Origin of the sequence: Frigoribacterium sp. CFBP 13712 (assembly GCF_014842255.1) — a bacterium.
GTDB lineage: Bacteria > Actinomycetota > Actinomycetes > Actinomycetales > Microbacteriaceae > Frigoribacterium.
The window spans coordinates 189074-208425 of the sequence record NZ_JACYVH010000002.1 but is presented as its reverse complement, the minus strand read 5'-3'; the positions used below and the strand labels follow the sequence as shown (position 1 = coordinate 208425).

Genomic DNA, 19352 nt, shown 5'->3' with positions numbered 1-19352 from the left:
CATGATCGAGAGACCCTGAGACTCGATTGGACCAGTTGTGACCACCAGCGACGAAGTCGACCTGATCATCGACGCGTGGGCGCGGGTGCGACCCGACATCGACTTCGCCCCGCTCGACGTGTTCTCGCGGCTGCGGCGCATCTCGCGGCGACTCGACCGTCTGCGCGCCGAGGCGTTCCGGCACGCCGACCTCGAGATCTGGGAGTTCGACGTGCTGTCCACGCTGCGACGAGCGGGCGATCCGTTCCAGCTGTCGCCGAAGGACCTCGTCGCGGCGACGATGGTCACGAGCGGCACGATGACGAACCGGCTCGACCGCCTGATGGAGCGAGAGCTCGTCGAGCGGCACTCCGACCCGCGCGACGGCCGCGCCGCGCTGATCCGCATCACACCCGCCGGCGTCGAGCGCGTCGACGCGGCGATGAGCCTGCTGGTCCAGGTCGAGCGGGCCCCGCTGGACTCCCTCTCGGCGCATCAGCAGGCCGAGCTCGCCGAGCTGCTGCGCGTGCTCGGGGCCGAGTTCGCCTGAGGCGCTCAGGCGCGTCTCCCGGGTGCGCGGCGCTTCGGCACCGCGTTGCGTGCATCGCATCGCACCGCGTCACGCCGAGGTGCGATGCTCACGGCGCGGTGCGGCGTGGCGCCGTGCGGCCAGGTCAGTCGCGGGCGGGCGTGAACGCCGAGCTGGGGAGGTCCTTCTCGCCGTCGACGATGGCACGGACGATGCGCGCGGCGACGTCGTCGGGGTCGAGCGCCGCGCCGAAGGCGGGCGCGGTGCCCTCGACGGCGCGGGTCGCGAGCCCTGTGTCGGTGTGACCGGGTCGCGCATCGAGCACGCGGACGCCCCGGCGGCGGTACTCGCGGGAGGCGGCGGAGACGAACGCCGCCAGCCCCGACTTCGAGGCGGAGTACGCGGCCATGCCGGCCGTCGGCGACTCGCTGACCACGCCGCTGATCGTGACGACGAAGGGCTCGCGCCCGGCGGCGGCCGACTCGGCGAGCGCCTGCGACGCGTCGCGCAGCGCTCGAATCGGGCCGAGCATGTTGGTCTCCACGAGCTCGGCGAGCGTGTCGTCGGACACCTCGTCGGCCGGCCCGAAGGCGACGACGCCGGCTGCGACGACGACGCCGTCGAGACGACCGTGCGCCTGGAGCGCGGCGGCGACCAGCGACGCGGCGCCCTGCTCGGTGCGGAGATCGGCGAGGTAGGCGTCCGGGCCCGACAGCGAGTCGGGGCGGCGTGCGGCGCGAACCACGCGCGCTCCCTCGTCCTCCAGCATGGCGGCGATCCGCGAGCCGAGCCCGCCGGAGGCGCCGAGGACGAGCACGACGGCGTCGTTCAGATCGGTCATGGCCGGAGCCTACGCCGGGGTGACACCATGGAGGCGCGGGTCATCACCCGCCCTGCCGTCGCCGCCGAGAGGAGTCCCGTGACGAACGATCCGACGCGGATGCGCGACCAGCCCGCGCTCCGCACCTCGACCGGCACCGAGTGGCTCGTGATCGGGCTCGTGCTCGCCGGCATCAGCGTCGCCGTCCTGCTCTTCCAGGATCATGCGACGTCCGACGTGGTGGCCGCCGTCGTCGTCGCGCTCTACGTGGCCATGCTGGTCGTCCGCGTCACCGTGAGGCCGCGGCGCCCGCGCGTCACCGCGCTCGCCGTGCTGCTCGCGCTCATCCCTGTCGTCACCATCGCCGAGCTGCTGGCCCTGATCGTGCTCTGAGCCGGTCTCTCCCGGTGCTGCGGCGGGTTCCCGTCCTCCGCGGCGGGTCAGCGCCGGCCCGCCGTCGATGACGGGAACCCGCCGAAGCAGTAGCGAAGGCTCGAGCGGCACGCCGGGCGGCTCAGCGCTGACCCGCCGCCAGTGACGGGAACCCGCCGAAGCAGCAGCGGAGGCCCGAGCGGCACGCCGGGCGGGTACGTAGCATCGGGGGATGACCCCCGCAGCGCATCACGAGAACCAAATCATCGCCGTCCTGCAGGGCGGACCCTTCGACGGTCAGGAGCACGAGATCGACGTGGTCGACGGATCGATCCAGGACACCCTCTCGCTGCCGCAGACCGACACCGAGGTGCTGGCGAACTACAGCCGGGAGGACTCCCGGGTCGACGACGACGGTGTGCAGCGCATCGACTTCCGGTTCATCGAGGACACCTACAGCTGAGCCGAGCCCGCCGCGGGTCGCGTGGCCCTCAGACGGCGCTGAGCGCGAGCTCTCCGCGGCTCGCACCCTCGGCGCCGAAGACGAGTCGGCGGTTCGCGACCTTCTCGCTGAAGAACCGGTCGTGACTGACGACGACCACCGCCCCCGGGAAGTGGACGAGGGCGCGCTCCATCACCTGTGTGCTCGCCATGTCGAGGTGGTTGGTCGGCTCGTCGAGCAGCAGCACGGACGCCCCCGACAGCAGGCACTGCGCCATCGCCACGCGGGCCCGCTGGCCGCCTGACAGCGCGCCGATGCGCTGCTGCAGGTCGGCGTCCGAGAACTGGAACATCGCGAGGAACCGACCCACCGACTTCTTGGTGGCTCGCAGGGCGAGGCTGTCGGGCATCGCGTTCACCGAGTGGGTGACCGTGTCGGCGTCGTCGAGGTCGGCGAGCACCTGGTTGTACGAGACGACCTTCGCGCCGCCGGCCCAGTCGATGCGCCCGTGGTCGGCCTTCTCCTCGCCGGTCAGCACGCGCAGCAGCGTGCTCTTCCCGCTGCCGTTCGCGCCCACGACGACGAGCCGATGCCCGCGGCGGATCTCGAGATCGAGATCGTCGAACAGGACCTTGTCTCCGTAGGACTTCCCGAGACCGTCGATGCGGCAGAGGACGTCCTTGACGTGCAGACCGCCGTAGATCTCGGTGATGATCTGGTCGACAGGGCGCGGGGTGCGCTGCTTCTTGATCTTCGCCAGGTCTTTCGTGAGCCCGCCCGCGCCTCCGGACTTGGCGTTCTTCGCCGCCTTCGCGGCCTCGCGGCGGTCGCTGATGCCCTCCGACTCGAATGCGAGCAGCTCGGACTCGTGCGCGAACTGCTGCTCGAGGTTCTTCAAGCGGAACTGCTTCTGCACGACGTACTCGCCGAAGTCGCCGGGGTACTCGTGCAGGTGGAAGTTCTCGACCTCGACGATGCGGGTGACCACCTGGTCGAGGAACCGCCGATCGTGCGACACGACGATCGCGGCCCCGCGGAAGTCGCGGAACCACTGCTCGAGCCACTCGACCCCCGCGACGTCGAGGAAGTTCGTGGGCTCGTCGAGCAGCAGCACGTCGGGCTGCTGCAGCAGGATCTTGGCCAGGGCCGCCCGGTTGCGCCAGCCGCCGCTCAACGAGTCGATCGGCGTGGTGCGGTGCGCCGGGTCGAAGCCGAGCACCGTGAGCGCGGTGTCGATGCGCCGGGGGTACTCCCACCCGTCGAGGCGGTCCATCTCGGCGAAGAGCTCGGACTGCCGATCGACCAGCCGGGTCAGCTCGTCACCCTGCGCAGGGTCCATCGCGGCGACGGCGATGGCCGAGTCGATGTCGGCCAGCTCGGTCTCCATCGCGCGGATGTCGTCGAAGAGCCCCTCGAGCACCTCGGTGACCGTCGCGGTGCCGTCGAGCTCGCTGAACTGCGAGAAGTAGCCGAGCCTGGTGCCGTCGTCGACGACGACGGTGCCCTCGTCGGGCTGCACCTGATCGAGCACGAGCTTCAGCAGCGTCGACTTGCCCGACCCGTTGCGCCCGATCAGACCCACCCGGTCGCCCGTCTCGAGACGGAAGAACGCCTCGCGCAGCACGGGTCGGTTCTCGAAGCGGACGGTGACGTCGTTCAGACGGATCAAGCTCATGCCCACCAGTCTCGCAGCCGCCGTCGGAACACCCGCGCCCCGACCGGTGTTGACCCCTCTGGAGTCACGCCCACCTCACCTGTGGAGGGACGGCTCCGAACAGGAGGCATGATGTCGAACGACTACCGGAAAGACCCCGACGCCCTCGCCCGGCTCACCCCGACGCAGCGTCGCGTCACGCAGGACGGCGGCACCGAGCCCGCGTTCCGCAACGAGTTCTGGGACTCCACCGACGCGGGCATCTACGTCGATCTCGTCTCGGGCGAACCCCTCTTCGCCTCGGTCGACAAGTTCGACAGCCGGAGCGGCTGGCCGAGCTTCACCCGCCCGATCGACGCCGAGAACGTCGTCGAGAAGCGCGAGGGGATGTTCTTCCTGCGGCGCACCGAGGTACGGTCGGCAGCGGGCGACAGCCACCTCGGTCACGTCTTCGCCGACGGCCCCACGGCGACCGGCGGCCTCCGCTACTGCATCAACTCGGCGGCTCTCCGCTTCGTCCCATACAGCTCTCTCGAAACCGAAGGATACGGTGCCTACATGACGCTCTTCTCCCCCGAATCCACTCCCGCGCCCAGCGGCACCACCGAGACGGCGATCCTCGCCGGCGGCTGCTTCTGGGGCGCCCAGCAGCTGCTCCGCCGTCGGCCCGGCATCGTGTCGACCCGCGTCGGCTACTCGGGCGGCAGCGTGAAGAACGCGACGTACCGCAACCACGCCGGTCACGCCGAGGCCGTCGAGATCGTCTTCGACCCGGGTCTGACCTCGTACCGCGAGATCCTCGAGTTCTTCTTCCAGATCCACGACCCGTCGACGAAGGACCGTCAGGGCAACGACGTGGGCGACAGCTACCGTTCGGCGATCTTCTTCACGACCGACGAGCAGCGCGCCACGGCCCTCGACACCATCGCCGACGTCGACGCCTCGGGCATCTGGCCCGGCAAGGTCGTCACCGAGGTCGCCCCGGCCGGCGACTTCTGGGAGGCCGAGGAAGAGCACCAGGACTACCTCGAGAAGGACCCGTTCGGCTACACCTGCCACTTCATCCGTCCGGGCTGGGTGCTGCCGAAGCGCGACCAGGCGGTCGCCGCGGGCTGACCCGTGACCTGCAGGAGGCGCGGTGCCGGTCGATCCGGCACCGCGCCTCCTGCCTGTCCGCCCGCTCTCAGCCCCAGATGCGCGTGACGATCGAGCCCATCAGATCGTCGGTCGGCACGTTCGCCTGGACGACCGTGACGACGACGCCGTCACGGACCAGCACGGTGTCGCTCATCTCGACGCCGTACATCTCGTCCTCCGTCGTGTACTGGCAGAACGACCCGCCGTAGCCGTCGGAGCAGTCGTAGGCGACGCCGTCGAGCCAGAACACCGTGCTGGGCTCGCGGAACTCCGCCAACCACGCCGGGTAGGCCTCGGCGGTCGCGGCGTCGACGACCGACACGGTGACGCGCAGACCGGTGATGTCGGCCCGAGGGTCGCGCCATCCGCAGCGGAGCACGCCGGCGGCGTCGACCTTCTCGCGGAGATCGGCATCGGCAGCCGGCGTCGTGGGGGTCACCTGACCCATCGGGCCCTGGTACTGCACCGGGTCGTTCAGGGGCGCGTCGCCCATCGTGGCGGCGTAGGTCTCGGCGTCGACCACGTCGGTGCAGTCGGTCGGGATCGAAGCGGATGCCGGCTCGACCGCATCGGTCGGAGCCGGGCTCGCAGGGGGCGTGGCGGTCGGCGCCGTCGCGACCTCCGTCGCGACCGGCGACGGCGACGACGACGTCGTCGCGTCCATCGACGGGTCGGGGTCGACGGGCGACGAGGTGCAGCCCGCCAGCAGTGCCGCGCCTGCAGTGGCGACCGCCAGGCCCGTCAGGATGCGCTTCATGTTCTACCTCCGTGGTGCCGCAGACCGGCGGTGTCGGGACGACCCCCGGCCGCTGCCCCGAGACTATTGGCGGAGCAGGTCGTCGCTCCTCGCCCGTCAGGATGACACGTGTCGTCCTGAAGGCTCGACGTCGGAGCCCGATGGCACGGCCCCGTCGTGGCCGCGCCCGGTCTCCACCGCGCAGGATGGTCGCATGCTCCCCGCCTTCGACGCCGTCCTGCTCGCCGGCGGGCGCGCCTCCCGCGTGGGCGGGGTCGACAAGACGGCGTTCACGACCCGGGGCGTGACCCTGCTGTCGGAGGCCGTGGAGGCCGCGTCGGGTGCGGCGACCCTGGTGGTCGTCGGCGCCCGCGACGGGGCCGCCCTCCCCGCCGACGCGATATCGACCCGCGAGGATCCACCGTGGTCGGGCCCGGTGGCCGCCCTCGCCGCCGGGCTCGCCGCCGTCGACGATCCGTCGCCGTCGACCCTCGTGCTGGCCTGCGATCTGCCCCGCGCCTCCGCCGCCGTCCGCGCCCTCCGAGAGGGGCGGAGCGGGGCGGACGACACCGGCGACGGCCTGATCGCCCTCGACGGCGACGGACGTCGGCAGCCGCTGCTCGCGCTCTACCGCACGGCCGCGCTGCACGATCGGCTCGACGCGCTCCTCGCCGACGGGCCGCTGGCCGGGCTCTCGATGCGACGACTGCTCGACGGACTCGACCTCGACGAGGTCGCGCTCGACGACGCGCTCTGCGCCGACGTCGACACGCCCGCCGACGCCGAGCGGCTGGGCGTGCGACCCGCGTCGACCCCGATGTCACCGGCTGCTGGTTGAGTGTGCACATGACCGACACCCCCTCCGAACTCGACGACTGGGCCGCTCGACTGACGACCGCCCTGGGTCTGCCCGCCGACACCGTGATCGACGTCGCGACCGTGCTCGATCTGGCCCGAGACGCCGCGCACAACGTGGCCCGACCGGCCGCACCCCTCACCACGTACCTGGTCGGCTACGCCGCGGGTCTGGCCGGCGGCACCGAAGCCGACGTCGCGCGGGCCGTGGCGATCGCCACCGAGCTCGCGACCGGGGCGACCGCGGGCGACCCGAACCCGGGCGATCCGACCGCGTGACGCTCGTCCGCGCCGACTGGCAGGCCGCTCGCACCGCCGCGCACGAGGCCGGTCTCTCCCTCCGCGGTGACGCCGAGCGGGTCGGTCTCGATCAGGCGGTCGACCGCACCCTCGCCGAAGACATCCGTGCGCTGGCGTCCGTGCCCGGCTTCGACGCCTCCGCGATGGACGGCTGGGCGGTCCGCGGCGGTGGGCCCTGGCGGCTCGGTCCGCCGATCGTCGCGGGGCCGGTCGATCCCGTCGAGCCTGGTCTCGACACCGGCACCGCCCGGCCGATCACGACGGGCGCCGTCATCCCCGTCGGCACCGACCGCGTGCTGCGCTCGGAGTCCGGGCTGATCGTCGACGGCCTGCTCACGGCCGTCGGCGAACCGGCGGCTCCTCCGCAGCACATCCGCCGCGCCGGCGAAGAGGCCCGACCCGGCGACCTGCTCTTCGTCGGCGGCACCCGTCTCACCCCCCCGCGCGTGGCGGTGGCGGCCGTCTCCGGGCTCGACGACGTCGCCGTCGTCGCGAGACCCCTGGTGGCCGTCGCCGTGCTCGGCGACGAGATCGTGCCGTCGGGTGTGCCGCGACCGGGCAGCGTGCGCGACGTCTTCTCGGTGCCGGTGCCGCGCCTCCTGCAGTCCCTCGGGGCGGGCGAGGTGTCGAGCGAGCGGGTCGCCGACGATCTCGAGGCCACGATCGCAGCCCTCGACCGCCCCGACGCCGCTCTCGTCGTCACGACGGGCGGCACGGCGCACAGCAGCACCGACCACGTCCGGGCGGCGCTCGACCGTCTCGGCGCCGAGCTGGTCGTCGACGGGATGGCGATGCGCCCCGGGCAGCCGCTGCTCGTCGCTCGGCGCGGCAGCACACTCCACCTCTGCCTGCCCGGCAATCCGATGGCCGCGTTCGTCGGGCTCGTCGTGGTCGGGGCGCCTCTGATCGGGGGGCTGCTCGGGCGGCGACCCGCGCCTCCTCGGCAGGTGACCCTCGCCGTCGACGTGCCGCACCCGCGCTCGGGCGTGCTCGTGCAGGCGTACCGCGACACGGTCGACGGCGCGCTGCCGACCGTGCGGCAGTCGTCGGCCATGCTGCGCGGTCTGGCCGACGCCGACGGTCTGCTGATCGTGCCCGAGGGCGGCGCCCGGGCCGGCGAGACCGTGCCGGCGCTGGCGCTCCCATGGTGATCTGCGGCGAACGGGGGTAGACCTGACCCATGGCACGAATAACGTCACGGAAACCCGTGACCCGGCTGACCGTCGACGACGACGGGTCGACCGGAGTCCGGCGCACGATCGACACCCTCGCCGTCGAAGAGCCCCTCGAGATCCGCGTGGGCGGGCGCTCGCTCGCCATCACCATGCGGACGCCTGGCCACGACTTCGATCTCGCGGCCGGCTTCATGGTCTCCGAGGGCGTCATCTCGACCGGTGACGAGTTCGCCGCCGCGAGGTACTGCGCCGGCGCGACGGCCGAGGGGCTCAACACCTACAACGTGCTCGACGTCGCACTCGCCCCCGGGGTGCCCGCCCCCGATCCGAGCCTCGAGCGAGCTTTCTACACGACGAGCTCGTGCGGTCTCTGCGGCAAGGCCTCCATCGACGCGGTGCGCACCAAGTCGCAGCACTCGGTGCTGCACGATCCGCTCGTGCTCGACCCGGCCCTGCTGGCGACGTTCCCCGATCGGCTTCGCGAGGGCCAAGACGTCTTCGACAAGACCGGCGGGCTGCATGCCGCCGCCCTCTTCGACGGCGCGACGGGCGAGCTGCTCGTGCTGCGTGAAGACGTCGGTCGGCACAACGCCGTCGACAAGGTCGTCGGCTGGGCCGTGAAGGAGGGGCGGCTCCCCCTGAGCGGCACCGTTCTGATGGCCTCGGGTCGCGCCTCCTTCGAGCTCACCCAGAAGGCGTCGATGGCCGGCATCCCGATGCTCGCCGCCGTGTCCGCGCCGTCGTCGCTCGCCGTCGACCTGGCGACCGAGCTCGGCGTGACCATCGTGGGGTTCCTCCGCGGCCGCTCGATGGTCGTGTACTCGCGACCCGACCGGCTGGGGGCTCCCGACGAGACGGCGCGCGCCTCCTCCGGCGACGCGACCAGCGCCTCCTCGACCTCCCCCGGCGACGCGACCCGCGCCTCCTCGACCTCCCCTTCGGGCGCGACCCGCGCCTCCTCCCCCGTGCCCCTGACGATCGGATCGAGACCGTGACCGAGAAGCCCCCCGTCGACGACGTGAACGACGACGACATCGAGGTCGGCCCCCCGCGCGAGTGGGCGGCCGGCGTGCCCGGCGTGCTGCACTCGATGGAGCCCGCCATCAAGCAGCTCGGTCTCGCCCGCACCGTGAAGCTGATGACCTCGCTGAACCAGAAGGACGGCTTCGACTGCATGAGCTGCGCCTGGCCCGACCCGAACCACCGCAAGGTCGCGGAGTTCTGCGAGAACGGCGCCAAGGCGGTCACCTGGGAGGCCAACCCGGTGCTCGTGCCCGACTCGTTCTGGGCCGAGCACTCGATCGACGACCTGCTCGAGAAGTCCGAGTACTGGCTCGGCATGCAGGGCCGCCTGACGACGCCGGTGCACAAGCCCGTCGGCAGCGACCACTACGAGCCGGTCAGCTGGGAGCGCGCGTTCGAGATCATCGGCGACAGGCTGAACTCGCTCGACAGCCCCGACGAGGCGTCGTTCTACACCTCGGGTCGCACCTCGAACGAGGCGGCGTTCGAGTACCAGCTGTTCGTGCGGGCCTTCGGCACCAACAACCTGCCCGACTGCTCGAACATGTGCCACGAGTCGACGGGTGCGGCCATGGGCGAGACCGTCGGCGTCGGCAAGTCGACGATCGCCTACGACGACTTCGAGCAGGCCGACCTCATCATCGTGCTGGGGCAGAACCCCGGCACCAACCACCCCCGCATGCTCACGGCGCTCGAAGACGCGAAAGGCAACGGCGCGGCGATCGTGGCCGTGAACCCGCTGCCCGAGGCCGGTCTCCGCAGGTACAAGAACCCGCAGCTGCCGCGCGGCATCGTGGGTCGCGGCACGAACATCGCCGACCAGTTCGTGCAGATCAGACTGGGCGGCGACATGGCCCTGCTGCAGGCGGTCGCGAAGCGCGTCCTCGCCGCGGAGGACGCCGCGCCCGGCACCGTGCTCGACCACGCGTTCCTGGGCGAGCACACCGTGGGGCTCGACGCCTTCCGCGAGCACATCGCCAAGGTCGACGACGACGAGGTGCTGCTCGCCACGGGCATCACGAGCGCCGAGATCGACGAGCTCGCCGAGCGCTACATCTCGGCCGAACGCGTGATCATCACCTGGGCGATGGGCATCACGCAGCACCGCAAGGCCGTCGACACCATCAAGGAGATCATCAACCTGCTGCTGCTGCGCGGCAACATCGGCCGACCCGGCGCCGGGGCCTCGCCGATCCGCGGGCACAGCAACGTGCAGGGCGACCGCACGATGGGCATCTGGGAGCAGATGTCCGACCAGTTCCTCGACGCGCTGCAGCGGGAGTTCCGCTTCGACCCGCCGCGGGAGCACGGCGTCGACGCGCTCAAGGGCATCAAGGCCATGCAGGAGGGGCGGATCAAGTTCTGGATGGGCATGGGCGGCAACCTCGTGGCCGCGATCTCGGACACCCAGCTGGCCGAGGCCGCCATGCGCGGCACGGAGATGACCGTCCAGGTGTCGACCAAGCTGAACCGGTCGCACGCCGTCGTGGGCGCCGAGGCGCTCATCCTGCCGACCCTCGGTCGCACGGAGATCGACGTGCAGAAGTCGGGTCCGCAGTTCGTCTCCGTCGAAGACACCGTCTGCTCGGTGCACGGCAGCCACGGCCAGGTCCCGCCGGTCGCACCCGACCTGCTGTCGGAGGTCGCGATCGTCAGCAGACTCGCCCGGGCGACCCTCCGTGATCGCGCCGATCTCGAGATCGACTGGCAGGCGTTCGAAGACGACTACGACACGCTGCGCGACCACATCAGCCGGGTCGTACCGGGCTTCGAGCGGTACAGCGAGCGGGTGCGCAGCCGCGACGGCTTCGTGCTGCCCAACGGGCCCCGCGACTCGCGGACGTTCGACACAGCGGCGGGCAAGGCGATGATCACGGTCAACGAGCTCGAGCACGTCGAGCGGCCGGCGGGGCGCCTCCTGCTGCAGACCCTGCGGTCGCACGACCAGTACAACACCACGATCTACAGCCTGAACGACCGCTACCGCGGCATCAAGAAGGGGCGCGAGGTCGTCTTCATCAACCCCGACGACCTCGCCGAGCTGGGCCTCGTCGACGGCCAGCGGGTCGACGTGTTCACCGAGTGGACGGACGACGTCGAGCGGGTGCTGCGCGACTACCGGGTCGTGGCGTATCCGACGGCGCGGGGCTGCGCGGCCGCGTACTTCCCCGAGGCGAACGTGCTCGTCCCGCTCGACAGCGCGTCGATCGGCAGCAACACGCCGGTGTCGAAGGCCGTGCTGGTGCGCGTGGTGCCGGCGGCGGTGCCCGCGACGGTCTAGCAGCGGCGGGCGGCGGCGCGAACGGCCTCGACGGCGGCTGCGACCCCGCCGCTCCAGGGGGCGCCGTGACCGGGCAGCACCCAGGTCGCGCGGGTCTCGACGAGCGCCGAGAGCGAGTCGAGGGCCTGCTCCGGCTCGTCCGTGAACGGCGCCGGTGCAGGCCCGACCGCACCGGTCAGCACGTGCCGCGTCGTCAGGGCGTCGCCCACGAACACGGCGTCGACGCCGGGCACGAACACGGCGATGCTGCCCTCGGAGTGCCCGGGCATCGGGATGATCTGCGGCGACCCCGGCAGATCGAGGGTCTCGCCGCCCTGCAGCTCGACGACCTCGGTGAGCCAGGTCGTCTTCGCGCCGCCCTTGCGCAGCGTGTAGGCGACGAACCCGAGCAGGGCGCCGAGTCGCATCTGCTGCTTGGCGTTCTTGGGCTTGGCGCCGCCCTTCGCTCGGGCGGCGTCGCCGGCGTGGATGAAGACGGGCACGCCGTGCTCGCGACGCAGGCGCTCGGCGAAGCCGATGTGATCGCCGTCGCCGTGCGTGAGGATCAGCCCCTTCACGTCCGCGAGCGAGCGGCCGATCAGAGCCAGCTCGGCGACGAGTTCGGCGTGGAGACCGGGCAGCCCGGCGTCGATGACGGTGACACCGGCGGGGGTGACGACGAAGTAGGCGGCGACCACGTCGTTGCCGATGCGGTGGAGGGAGGGGGTGAGTTCCATGATGGCTACTGTAATTAGCCTTCATGGCTACTGTCAATAGCTATACTCGACGGATGCCGTCTCCTGAGCGCACCTCCCTCGAAGCCATCGTCGCCGCCGCCCGCGAGCTGCTCGAGACCGACGGCCCCGCCGGTCTCACGATGGCCGCCGTCGCGGCACGCGTCGGCGTGCGCGCCCCCTCGCTCTACAAGCGCGTGGACAGCAGGGAGGCGCTGGTCCAGCTGGTCGCGGAGGCCACCCTCTCCGATCTGGCCGTCCACCTCGACGAGGCTGCGAGCGCCCGACAGGTGCTCGACGGCTTCCGCTCGTTCGCGCACGAGCGACCGGCCGCGTTCCAGCTCGTCATGACCCCGGGCCCCGGCATGCCGCGAGCGCGAGCGGAGTTCGGGGCCGAGGCCAGCCGGGCGACCCTCCGGGTCGGCGCGGAGCTCGCCGGCGCCGAGAACGCTCTCGCAGCGGCCCGCACGCTCACGGCCTGGGTGGCCGGCTTCGTCGTGATGGAGCTGAACGGCGGGTTCCAGCTCGGTGGCGACGTCGACGACGCGTGGGAGTTCGGGACGGAACGGGTCGTCGCGGCCCTCGCCGCGCCTCCTCGGTCCTGATCTCATACTGCCCGCCGCCGCCGCTTGCCGCCGGCCGCAAGCGCGCCGCCCGAGTCAGGCGTCGACGGGCAGGTGCGGGTACTCGGGCGACCGGCCCTGGAAGGTGAGGATCGCATCGTTCTCGACCCGCCCCTCCTCGATCTCGATGGCACGGCGGATCGTGTCGGACTCGCGCCACGAGGCGGGGCCCTCCATCACGGTGCGGAGGAACGGCATGAGCGCCTCGCTGATCTCCCATGTGGTCGAGTTCCACAGCAGTGACGGGCTGTGGTCGACGGCGTAGTAGTTCGTCGTCTCGCCGACGGTGATCATCGGCTCGGCGAAGGTCGTCGCGCGGGCCCACTCGAAGCCCATGCCCTCGTCGACCGAGACGTCGACGATGAGACTGCCGGGGCGGAACGTCGCGAGGTCGCTCGTCCGCAGGTAGGTCAGGGGCGAGTTGGGGTCTTGAAGGGTGCAGTTCACGACGATGTCGTTCGCGGCCAGGAACGGGGCGAGGGCGACCGGGCCGTCGGGCGTGTTGACCGTGCTGGCGCCGGGGGTCTCGGGGTCGTGCTCGAACTGGTGGATGTCGACCGAGGGGATGGGCGAGCCGACGGCCGCGATGTTGCGGTTGGTCAGCACGCGCACGTCGTGGATGCCGTGGGCGTTCAGAGCGGTGACGGCCCCGCGGGCGGTGGCGCCGAAGCCGATCACGACGGCGGTCAGGCGGCGGCCGTAGTCGCCGGTCGAGCCGCAGAGCTGGAGCCCGTGCAGCACCGAGCAGTAGCCGGCGAGCTCGTTGTTCTTGTGGAAGACGTGCAGGGCGTAGCCGCCGTCGGGCTGCCAGTGGTTCATGGCCTCCCACGCGATGAGGGTGAGGCGCTTGTCGATGGCGAGCTGGGTGATCTCGCGGTCCTGCACGCAGTGCGGCCAGCCCCAGAGCGTCTGCCCGTCACGCAGCTCGGCGAGGTCGTCGGCCTGGGGCTTCGGCAGCAGGACGACGTCGCTCTCGGCGATGATCCGCTCGCGGTCGGCGAGGGCCACGAGCGGCTCGAGGTCGGAGTCGGGGATGCCGAAGCGCAGGCCGTAGCCACGCTCGAGGGTCATGCTGGCGCGCAGATCGGCGTCGATCCGCTCGAGGTGCGCGGGGTGGATCGGGAGGCGCCGCTCGTCGGGTTTGCGGGAGGTCGCGAGGACGCCGAGGCGCAGCAGTGCGGGGGCGGGCGTGATTCGGCTCATGCCTGACCTTAGACGAGGCAGGCTCACGCCCGGGACCGGTGGTGCCGGCTGACGCGGGTCAGGGCAATCAGCCTCGTAGGACGTCTCCGCTCGACGAGACACTGCCGTACGGCCAATTGACCCACGAGTCGGTCTCGTGGGTCCGGAAGAGTCGGTGACAGGTGGTCATGCACTCCTGGAAATCGCGCCGACCGTCTCGCGTCACGCCCAGGCGCTCTCGCAAGGCTCGGAGTCCCACGACGTGCTCAGGAGCACCACCCACCGGCAGTACATCGAACTCGCGGTGACCCCACCGGAAGACGGACCACCCGCTAGGCCTGGCCGTCATCCTGAAGAACCGGAGGTAGTTGTAGTCACTGGAGTCGGTCACGGTGTGAACAGTTCGCCGGTGCTGACGGTGATGCCCGTCGGGTACTCGACCCACAGGTCGCTACCCTCGCGGAACAGCTGCGCGGCCGTCATGTCGCACTCCTGGAAGTCGCGACGCGAGGTGGGCGACGCGCCCAGCGCCTCCCTCACCTGCGACAACGGCACGCGTCGGATGACACCCGGCGACGACATGACCTCGTACTCCGACTCCCCGCGCGTGAAGACCAGCCGTCGGGCCGGCGAGGCCACCTGGCGGAAGTACGGACGTCGATCGATCACCATGGCTCCATTCCATCGATCTCCTGCACCGCTGTCCGGTCGACGCCTGAGACGGCACTCCCCCATTCTGGGGCGCGCCGAGCCCCCATCGAGCGCCCCGTGATCTCCGAACAACCCTCAGGTCCGACGGATTCGTGACGTTTCCGTCTCGCGGAACGTCTCAATGACGTACCCGGGCGTCCACCACGCGCCTCGGCACCGGACCGCATCGGACCAGGAGGATTAATGACGAGCGCCTACGCACCCCCGCAGGAGGGCGACACCCGCCCGATCGCCGTGCAGGTCGACCCGGCCTTCCGCCGCTCCGAAGAGGGAACCGACGATCTCCTCGACGCCTGCGCGCGCCTCCAGGATCTGTACCGCGGTCGTCACTTCCGCGCCCGCCGCTCCGACGAGCCGTTCGTGTTCCGTTACGCCAGCGCCGGCGACGAGCGCATGAGCCTCCGCACCGCCACCTTCACCGGGCATCTGCAAGGCGACGTCCCCTACTCGAAGGACTACGTCGTGTCGTGGCTGCGCTCGGGCACGGCCACGATCGAGCACCACGGCGGGCAGTTGACGAGTCTCGGCGGGCAGCCGTTCCTGATCCCGTCCGAGACGTCGTTCTCGTTCATGATGACGCCGCACCGAAACAACATGGTGCACGCCGACGCGACGTTCCTCGAAGACCTGGCGACCGAGCGTCACGGCGGCCCCTCGCAGCGCATCGTCTTCGACCACACCGCGGCCCCCACGCCGGAGGCGCTGGTCGCCTGGCGAGCCGCCATCAGCGCCACCACGCCCGCCATCGTCACCGAGAAGGCGTCGCCGTTGCTCCGCCACGAGGCGCAGGTCACGTTGGTGCGCGCGATGCTCGACCTCTTCCCCTGGCAGGCGGTCGACGTGCCGAGCAGCCTGCGGACCGAGCGGACGGCGCGCCTCCGCGTCGCGGTCGAGTACGTGCACGCGTCCGCCGATCAGCCCATCACGCCGGCTGACATCGCGCGGGCCGCCGGCATGCACACGCGCACGCTGCAGCAGGCGATGAACGACCACCTGGGTGCGAGCCCGATGAACTACCTGCGGCAGGTGCGTCTCGACAAGGCGCACGACGAGCTGGTCGCCTCGTCGCGCGACGAGGCCCTCGTCTCGGAGATCGCCCGCCGCTGGGGCTTCGGCAACCTCGGCCGCTTCTCCGCCGCGTACGTCAAGCGCTTCGGCGAGTACCCCCGCGACACCCTGCTGCGCTGATGCTCATAACGATAGACCTAACAATACTTTGGAATAGACATTCACGTTCCTCATGCAAAGAAGGCATCTAATTTCGAGAATATGGCCTAAGTAGTCAATGAGCAAACCGCTATGGCTACAAATGAGCCGAGAGGAAGGCGATTCTAGTGAAGGATGGCTCGATCTCGTATCTAGATCTGCTCTACGAAACCCTGGCTGTTGGTTTATGACAATGCATTCCGACAGATATGTTTTTTGCTTGCACGCCAAGTGCTGAGCGCGAACTAAGTGCCAGTATTTGAATTAATTAACTTATGAGAAACATTTCACCATGGCCATAAGAGTGCACGCATTAAAGCTGGTTGGCGCCCTGGCGATCAGCCAATCCCGCATTCTTGGGCTAAATTTCCGAGTCGTGCCCGCGTGTTGATTAGTTCAATCTACTATAGGCAGCCTCGTAATAAGCTAGCATATCTTTCCATCCAAGACCAGCCGAGGGTGACTCTAGTCTTTCTCGCGCATAATCCATACCGCTAAGCAGGAAAACTTCAGTTGGCTTACGGAGTTCCGGGTACTCATTAGCATTCGAAACAATTATCTCAACGGCAGTCCTTTGTTCAGCGACCGCCAGATGACGCCGTCCATCCGCCGGCGTACCGTGCGCAATCGCGACGAGAGTCATCATGAACTCCGAATTCTCACGGACCCTCTGACGCACCAAGTCCTTACTTCGACTGGCAGTTTCACGATCTAGGTGACGAAGATTCATCCTTTGACTGAGAAGCGAAATAACCCCGGCGACCGCAGCCGATAGAACCGTACTTGCAAGAAGGACCGGAAGAGCAGGCAAGATGTCCACACCGCAATTATGACAGCATGAAACCGATTACGTGTGCCGTTTTCGATCAGGCGTTGATAAAGATCGCGCTCGCTGGTTAAACACAGCTCGGCAAGCCGGGCCTCGCAATCCGCGCGTCTTATGTACGCCCGCCATCGGCACCCTGGAGTCCTGGAGTAACATCAATCTAAGTTATAGCTGTGACCGTGTCAGACGCTAGATAAAAGTCAGCAATGATTAATGTTCATGAAGGGCTGCGTAGTCCGCCGCACGGTCAGAACGTGATTTCATCGTTGTGTCTCCTTTTACCGCCAGGTCGTCGCGAGCTGCAATGTAGAAGAGATCTCGGGCATGACTAGCCTTAATGTAACGGCGCTCATATTCATTTGCAACCGGCATCGTCTGCGCGAGTAGATAATCCTCGATTTGTTGCTGTGCATACTTCCACAGTCGCGCGCTCTCGGCGACCGACTTGCTTCCGATTAGCAATATATCCTCGAGTTCAGCAGACCGAAGCGGGCTGATTTCGGCGAGGGCTACTCGCCCTTGGTCACGGGTCAGCGGAGCCCTGCTCTTCGCGACTCCAAGCTCGGCGCCCATCTGCCGACAAACTCTAACTTCCTTTTTGACTTCGCGAGCGTAGGCCACATACGTGGATCTGCGTGCGTCGAGAAGGCGTCGCGTCTCGGATCGCCTCCATTCCATATTGGCCAAAGCGAACGATCCCCACACTGTGAGGCAAGCGACCAAGAGGCCGCCGACGAACGCAAACACATAACCGAGCACGTCGAGAGCTGGACTTGAGGTAGAAAACACGAGCATAAGTAGAATCTACGGGTAAACCTCACGTGCACGCTGTCTCGCGTTCGTGCCTATCGCAAACTCAACGACGCAAGTCTGGTGTCATCTACCAATCATGCTCCGGGGACCCACTTGACCATGTCCACCAGAAGCGCGTACCGACACTCAGCTTCCGCTCTAACGGCTTCGACCACCCCGGGGCCTTGTGCCCGATCGAGGATCGCACCCGGCTCCGGAGCCTTCGAACAAGCCGTTTCGCGCGCGCCCGCCACCCCCGCGCCCGCCCCGCCCCGCCCTGAGGCTGCTGGAACCGTAGACAACAAAATGGGCAGCGCCGTCCCGCTGTTCACCCCTGGGGTGGGGAGAGGGGGAGGCTAATGGCCTGCGCCTAGCCAGCGTCGACATGGCGTGTCTGCTTTACGTCGTTCGCAACTGCTTCAAGTGCCGCCGCGAAGCTGAGCCTGTCGAAGTCCGCGGCCGTGAGGTCCTCCGGGTAGCGGGCGTTATGACGTCGGGAGAAGTTGAGCGGATCGATGTGCGTGAAGAGGAACAGTGGTTGTCCGTCGAAGACGGATCAATGCCACCCAGACGACTTGATCGCCTACTGATGGAAGAAAACCACGACTAAAGCGGGCATCGAGGGAATCACGCTCTGCGATCTGCGCCACTAGTTCGCGTCTGGGCTGATCGCATCAGGCTGCTCTGTCGCAACGGTGCAGCGAGCCTTGGGCACTCGTCCCCGTCAATCACGCTGAACACGTACACCCACCTCTGGCTGAGGGCGGAGGATCACACGAGGAACGCAGCTGGTGCCCTGATGCGGGCCACGATTCCTACTCTTGCGGACTCCCTGCAGGCCAGAGGGGCTTAAACCGCACCGGCTGGGGGTGTCAGTTGTTGAAGCGGAACTCCACCACGTCGCCGTCCTGCATGACGTACTCCTTGCCCTCGATGCGGGCCTTGCCGGCCGAGCGCGCCTCCGCGATGGAGCCGGTCTCGACGAGGTCGTCGTACGAGATGACCTCGGCCTTAATGAAGCCCTTCTCGAAGTCGGTGTGGATGACACCGGCGGCCTGCGGGGCCTTCCAGCCCTTGCCGATCGTCCAGGCGCGGGTCTCCTTCGGGCCGGCCGTCAGGTAGGTCTGCAGCCCCAGCGTCTCGAACCCGATGCGGGCGAGCTGGTCGAGACCCGATTCGTCTTGTCCGAGCGACGCGAGCAGCTCGGCCGCGTCGTCGTCGTCCAGGCCGATCAGCTCGGACTCGACCTGCGCGTCGAGGAAGATCGCCTCGGCCGGCGACACGAGCGCCTGCAGCTCGGCCTTGCGGGCGTCGTCGGTCAGCACGGCCTCGTCGACGTTGAAGACGTAGATGAAGGGCTTGGCGGTGAGCAGCCCCAACTCGCGGATCGGCTCGAGATCGATGCTCGTCGACGACAGGGCCTCGCCTCGCTGCAGGGCGTCGCGGGCGGCCACGGCGGTCTCGTGCACGATCGGCTCGACGCGCTTGAGGCGGAGCTCCTTCTCGTAGCGCACGAGCGCCTTCTCGACGGTCTCGAGGTCGGCCAGGATCAGCTCGGTGTTGATCGTGCCCATGTCGCTCTCGGGGTCGACCTTGCCGTCGACGTGCACGACGTCGGGGTCGTCGAAGCCGCGCACGACCTCGGCGATGGCGTCGGCCTCGCGGATGTTCGCCAGGAACTTGTTGCCGAGCCCCTCGCCCTCGCTCGCGCCCTTGACGATGCCGGCGATGTCGACGAACGACACCGGCGCGGGCAGGATCTTCTCGCTGCCGAAGACGCCGGCGAGCACCTGGAGGCGCGGGTCGGGCAGGTTGACGATGCCGACGTTCGGCTCGATGGTCGCGAACGGGTAGTTCGCCGCCAGCACCTGGTTCTTGGTCAGGGCGTTGAACAGGGTGGACTTGCCGACATTGGGCAGTCCGACGATCGCGATAGTGAGAGCCACGAGGGTCAAGCGTACCGGGCATGCCGTGCCACCGGGGCGGAGCGGACCCG

General features: G+C 69.0%; 19 protein-coding genes. 11 read left to right on the top strand and 8 right to left on the bottom strand.

Features of this window, described 5'->3' with window-relative positions; all coding sequences use genetic code 11:
- The first annotated feature begins 37 nt into the window (after window positions 1–37).
- Window positions 38–529 carry a MarR family winged helix-turn-helix transcriptional regulator gene (locus IFT51_RS04630; RefSeq protein ID WP_192059682.1) on the top strand — a complete coding sequence of 164 codons (492 nt, stop codon included), beginning with the start codon at window positions 38–40 and terminating at the stop codon, window positions 527–529.
- Window positions 530–653: 124 nt separating this feature from the next.
- Here IFT51_RS04630 and IFT51_RS04625 read toward each other — a convergent pair whose 3' ends face one another.
- Complete coding sequence (locus IFT51_RS04625; RefSeq protein WP_192059680.1) at window positions 654–1349, bottom strand: SDR family oxidoreductase; 696 nt, start codon at window positions 1347–1349, stop codon at window positions 654–656.
- Window positions 1350–1427: 78 nt separating this feature from the next.
- On the opposite strand from IFT51_RS04625, the gene IFT51_RS04620 reads away from it, so the two are divergent.
- Entirely contained in the window at window positions 1428–1721 is a 294-nt protein-coding gene (locus IFT51_RS04620) for a hypothetical protein (protein WP_192059678.1), read from the top strand.
- A gap of 211 nt (window positions 1722–1932) precedes the next feature.
- Window positions 1933–2163 carry a hypothetical protein gene (locus IFT51_RS04615; protein ID WP_192059676.1) on the top strand — a complete coding sequence of 77 codons (231 nt, stop codon included), beginning with the start codon at window positions 1933–1935 and terminating at the stop codon, window positions 2161–2163.
- 28 nt (window positions 2164–2191) lie between these two features.
- Here the strand turns inward: IFT51_RS04615 and IFT51_RS04610 are convergent, their stop codons facing one another.
- Window positions 2192–3817, bottom strand: a complete 1626-nt coding sequence (locus tag IFT51_RS04610) for an ABC-F family ATP-binding cassette domain-containing protein (RefSeq protein ID WP_192059674.1) — start codon at window positions 3815–3817, stop codon at window positions 2192–2194.
- Between the two features lie 108 nt (window positions 3818–3925).
- Here IFT51_RS04610 and IFT51_RS04605 point away from each other — a divergent pair, with 108 nt between their 5' ends.
- Window positions 3926–4912 carry a bifunctional methionine sulfoxide reductase B/A protein gene (locus tag IFT51_RS04605; protein ID WP_320478629.1) on the top strand — a complete coding sequence of 329 codons (987 nt, stop codon included), beginning with the start codon at window positions 3926–3928 and terminating at the stop codon, window positions 4910–4912.
- Window positions 4913–4979: 67 nt separating this feature from the next.
- Here IFT51_RS04605 and IFT51_RS04600 read toward each other — a convergent pair whose 3' ends face one another.
- Complete coding sequence (locus IFT51_RS04600) at window positions 4980–5690, bottom strand: hypothetical protein (RefSeq protein WP_192059670.1); 711 nt, start codon at window positions 5688–5690, stop codon at window positions 4980–4982.
- A gap of 193 nt (window positions 5691–5883) precedes the next feature.
- Here IFT51_RS04600 and IFT51_RS04595 point away from each other — a divergent pair, with 193 nt between their 5' ends.
- Genes IFT51_RS04595 through IFT51_RS04575 form a run of 5 tightly spaced genes read left to right on the top strand, consistent with a single transcriptional unit; the run spans window position 5884 to window position 11303 of the window.
- On the top strand, window positions 5884–6507 hold the full coding sequence (locus IFT51_RS04595; RefSeq protein WP_192059668.1) for a molybdenum cofactor guanylyltransferase: 624 nt from the start codon (window positions 5884–5886) through the stop codon (window positions 6505–6507).
- Between the two features lie 8 nt (window positions 6508–6515).
- The gene (locus IFT51_RS04590) at window positions 6516–6803 is read left to right on the top strand and encodes a DUF6457 domain-containing protein (protein ID WP_197981789.1); all 288 of its coding nucleotides are present in this window, start codon (window positions 6516–6518) and stop codon (window positions 6801–6803) included.
- Complete coding sequence (locus IFT51_RS15035) at window positions 6800–7975, top strand: molybdopterin molybdotransferase MoeA (RefSeq protein WP_192059666.1); 1176 nt, start codon at window positions 6800–6802, stop codon at window positions 7973–7975. The genes IFT51_RS04590 and IFT51_RS15035 overlap by 4 nt, the downstream gene beginning before the upstream one ends.
- Before the next feature lie 29 nt (window positions 7976–8004).
- Window positions 8005–8994, top strand: coding sequence for a formate dehydrogenase accessory sulfurtransferase FdhD (fdhD, locus tag IFT51_RS04580; RefSeq protein ID WP_192059664.1), 990 nt, complete (start codon window positions 8005–8007; stop codon window positions 8992–8994).
- The gene (locus IFT51_RS04575) at window positions 8991–11303 is read left to right on the top strand and encodes an FdhF/YdeP family oxidoreductase (protein ID WP_192059663.1); all 2313 of its coding nucleotides are present in this window, start codon (window positions 8991–8993) and stop codon (window positions 11301–11303) included. The genes fdhD and IFT51_RS04575 overlap by 4 nt, the downstream gene beginning before the upstream one ends.
- On the opposite strand, the gene IFT51_RS04570 is transcribed toward IFT51_RS04575, so the two are convergent.
- Window positions 11300–12019, bottom strand: coding sequence for an MBL fold metallo-hydrolase (locus IFT51_RS04570; RefSeq protein WP_192059660.1), 720 nt, complete (start codon window positions 12017–12019; stop codon window positions 11300–11302). The two genes, IFT51_RS04575 and IFT51_RS04570, sit on opposite strands and share 4 nt — an antisense overlap.
- A 53-nt stretch (window positions 12020–12072) precedes the next feature.
- Here IFT51_RS04570 and IFT51_RS04565 point away from each other — a divergent pair, with 53 nt between their 5' ends.
- Window positions 12073–12621 carry a TetR/AcrR family transcriptional regulator gene (locus tag IFT51_RS04565; protein ID WP_192059658.1) on the top strand — a complete coding sequence of 183 codons (549 nt, stop codon included), beginning with the start codon at window positions 12073–12075 and terminating at the stop codon, window positions 12619–12621.
- A 54-nt stretch (window positions 12622–12675) separates the two neighbouring features.
- Here the strand turns inward: IFT51_RS04565 and IFT51_RS04560 are convergent, their stop codons facing one another.
- Together IFT51_RS04560 and IFT51_RS04555 are read right to left on the bottom strand one after the other, a co-directional pair.
- A complete protein-coding gene (locus IFT51_RS04560) occupies window positions 12676–13842 on the bottom strand; it encodes a N(5)-(carboxyethyl)ornithine synthase (RefSeq protein WP_192059656.1) in 1167 nt (388 codons plus the stop codon).
- Between the two features lie 366 nt (window positions 13843–14208).
- Complete coding sequence (locus tag IFT51_RS04555; RefSeq protein WP_192059654.1) at window positions 14209–14493, bottom strand: hypothetical protein; 285 nt, start codon at window positions 14491–14493, stop codon at window positions 14209–14211.
- Between the two features lie 222 nt (window positions 14494–14715).
- On the opposite strand from IFT51_RS04555, the gene IFT51_RS04550 reads away from it, so the two are divergent.
- Window positions 14716–15720 carry an AraC family transcriptional regulator gene (locus tag IFT51_RS04550; protein ID WP_192059653.1) on the top strand — a complete coding sequence of 335 codons (1005 nt, stop codon included), beginning with the start codon at window positions 14716–14718 and terminating at the stop codon, window positions 15718–15720.
- Between the two features lie 1054 nt (window positions 15721–16774).
- Here IFT51_RS04550 and IFT51_RS04545 read toward each other — a convergent pair.
- Together IFT51_RS04545 and ychF are read right to left on the bottom strand one after the other, a co-directional pair.
- Window positions 16775–17137: a hypothetical protein gene (locus tag IFT51_RS04545; RefSeq protein WP_192059651.1), complete on the bottom strand. Its 363-nt coding sequence runs from the start codon at window positions 17135–17137 to the stop codon at window positions 16775–16777.
- A 1091-nt stretch (window positions 17138–18228) separates the two neighbouring features.
- On the bottom strand, window positions 18229–19302 hold the full coding sequence (ychF, locus tag IFT51_RS04540; RefSeq protein WP_192059649.1) for a redox-regulated ATPase YchF: 1074 nt from the start codon (window positions 19300–19302) through the stop codon (window positions 18229–18231).
- Window positions 19303–19352 lie beyond the last annotated feature (50 nt).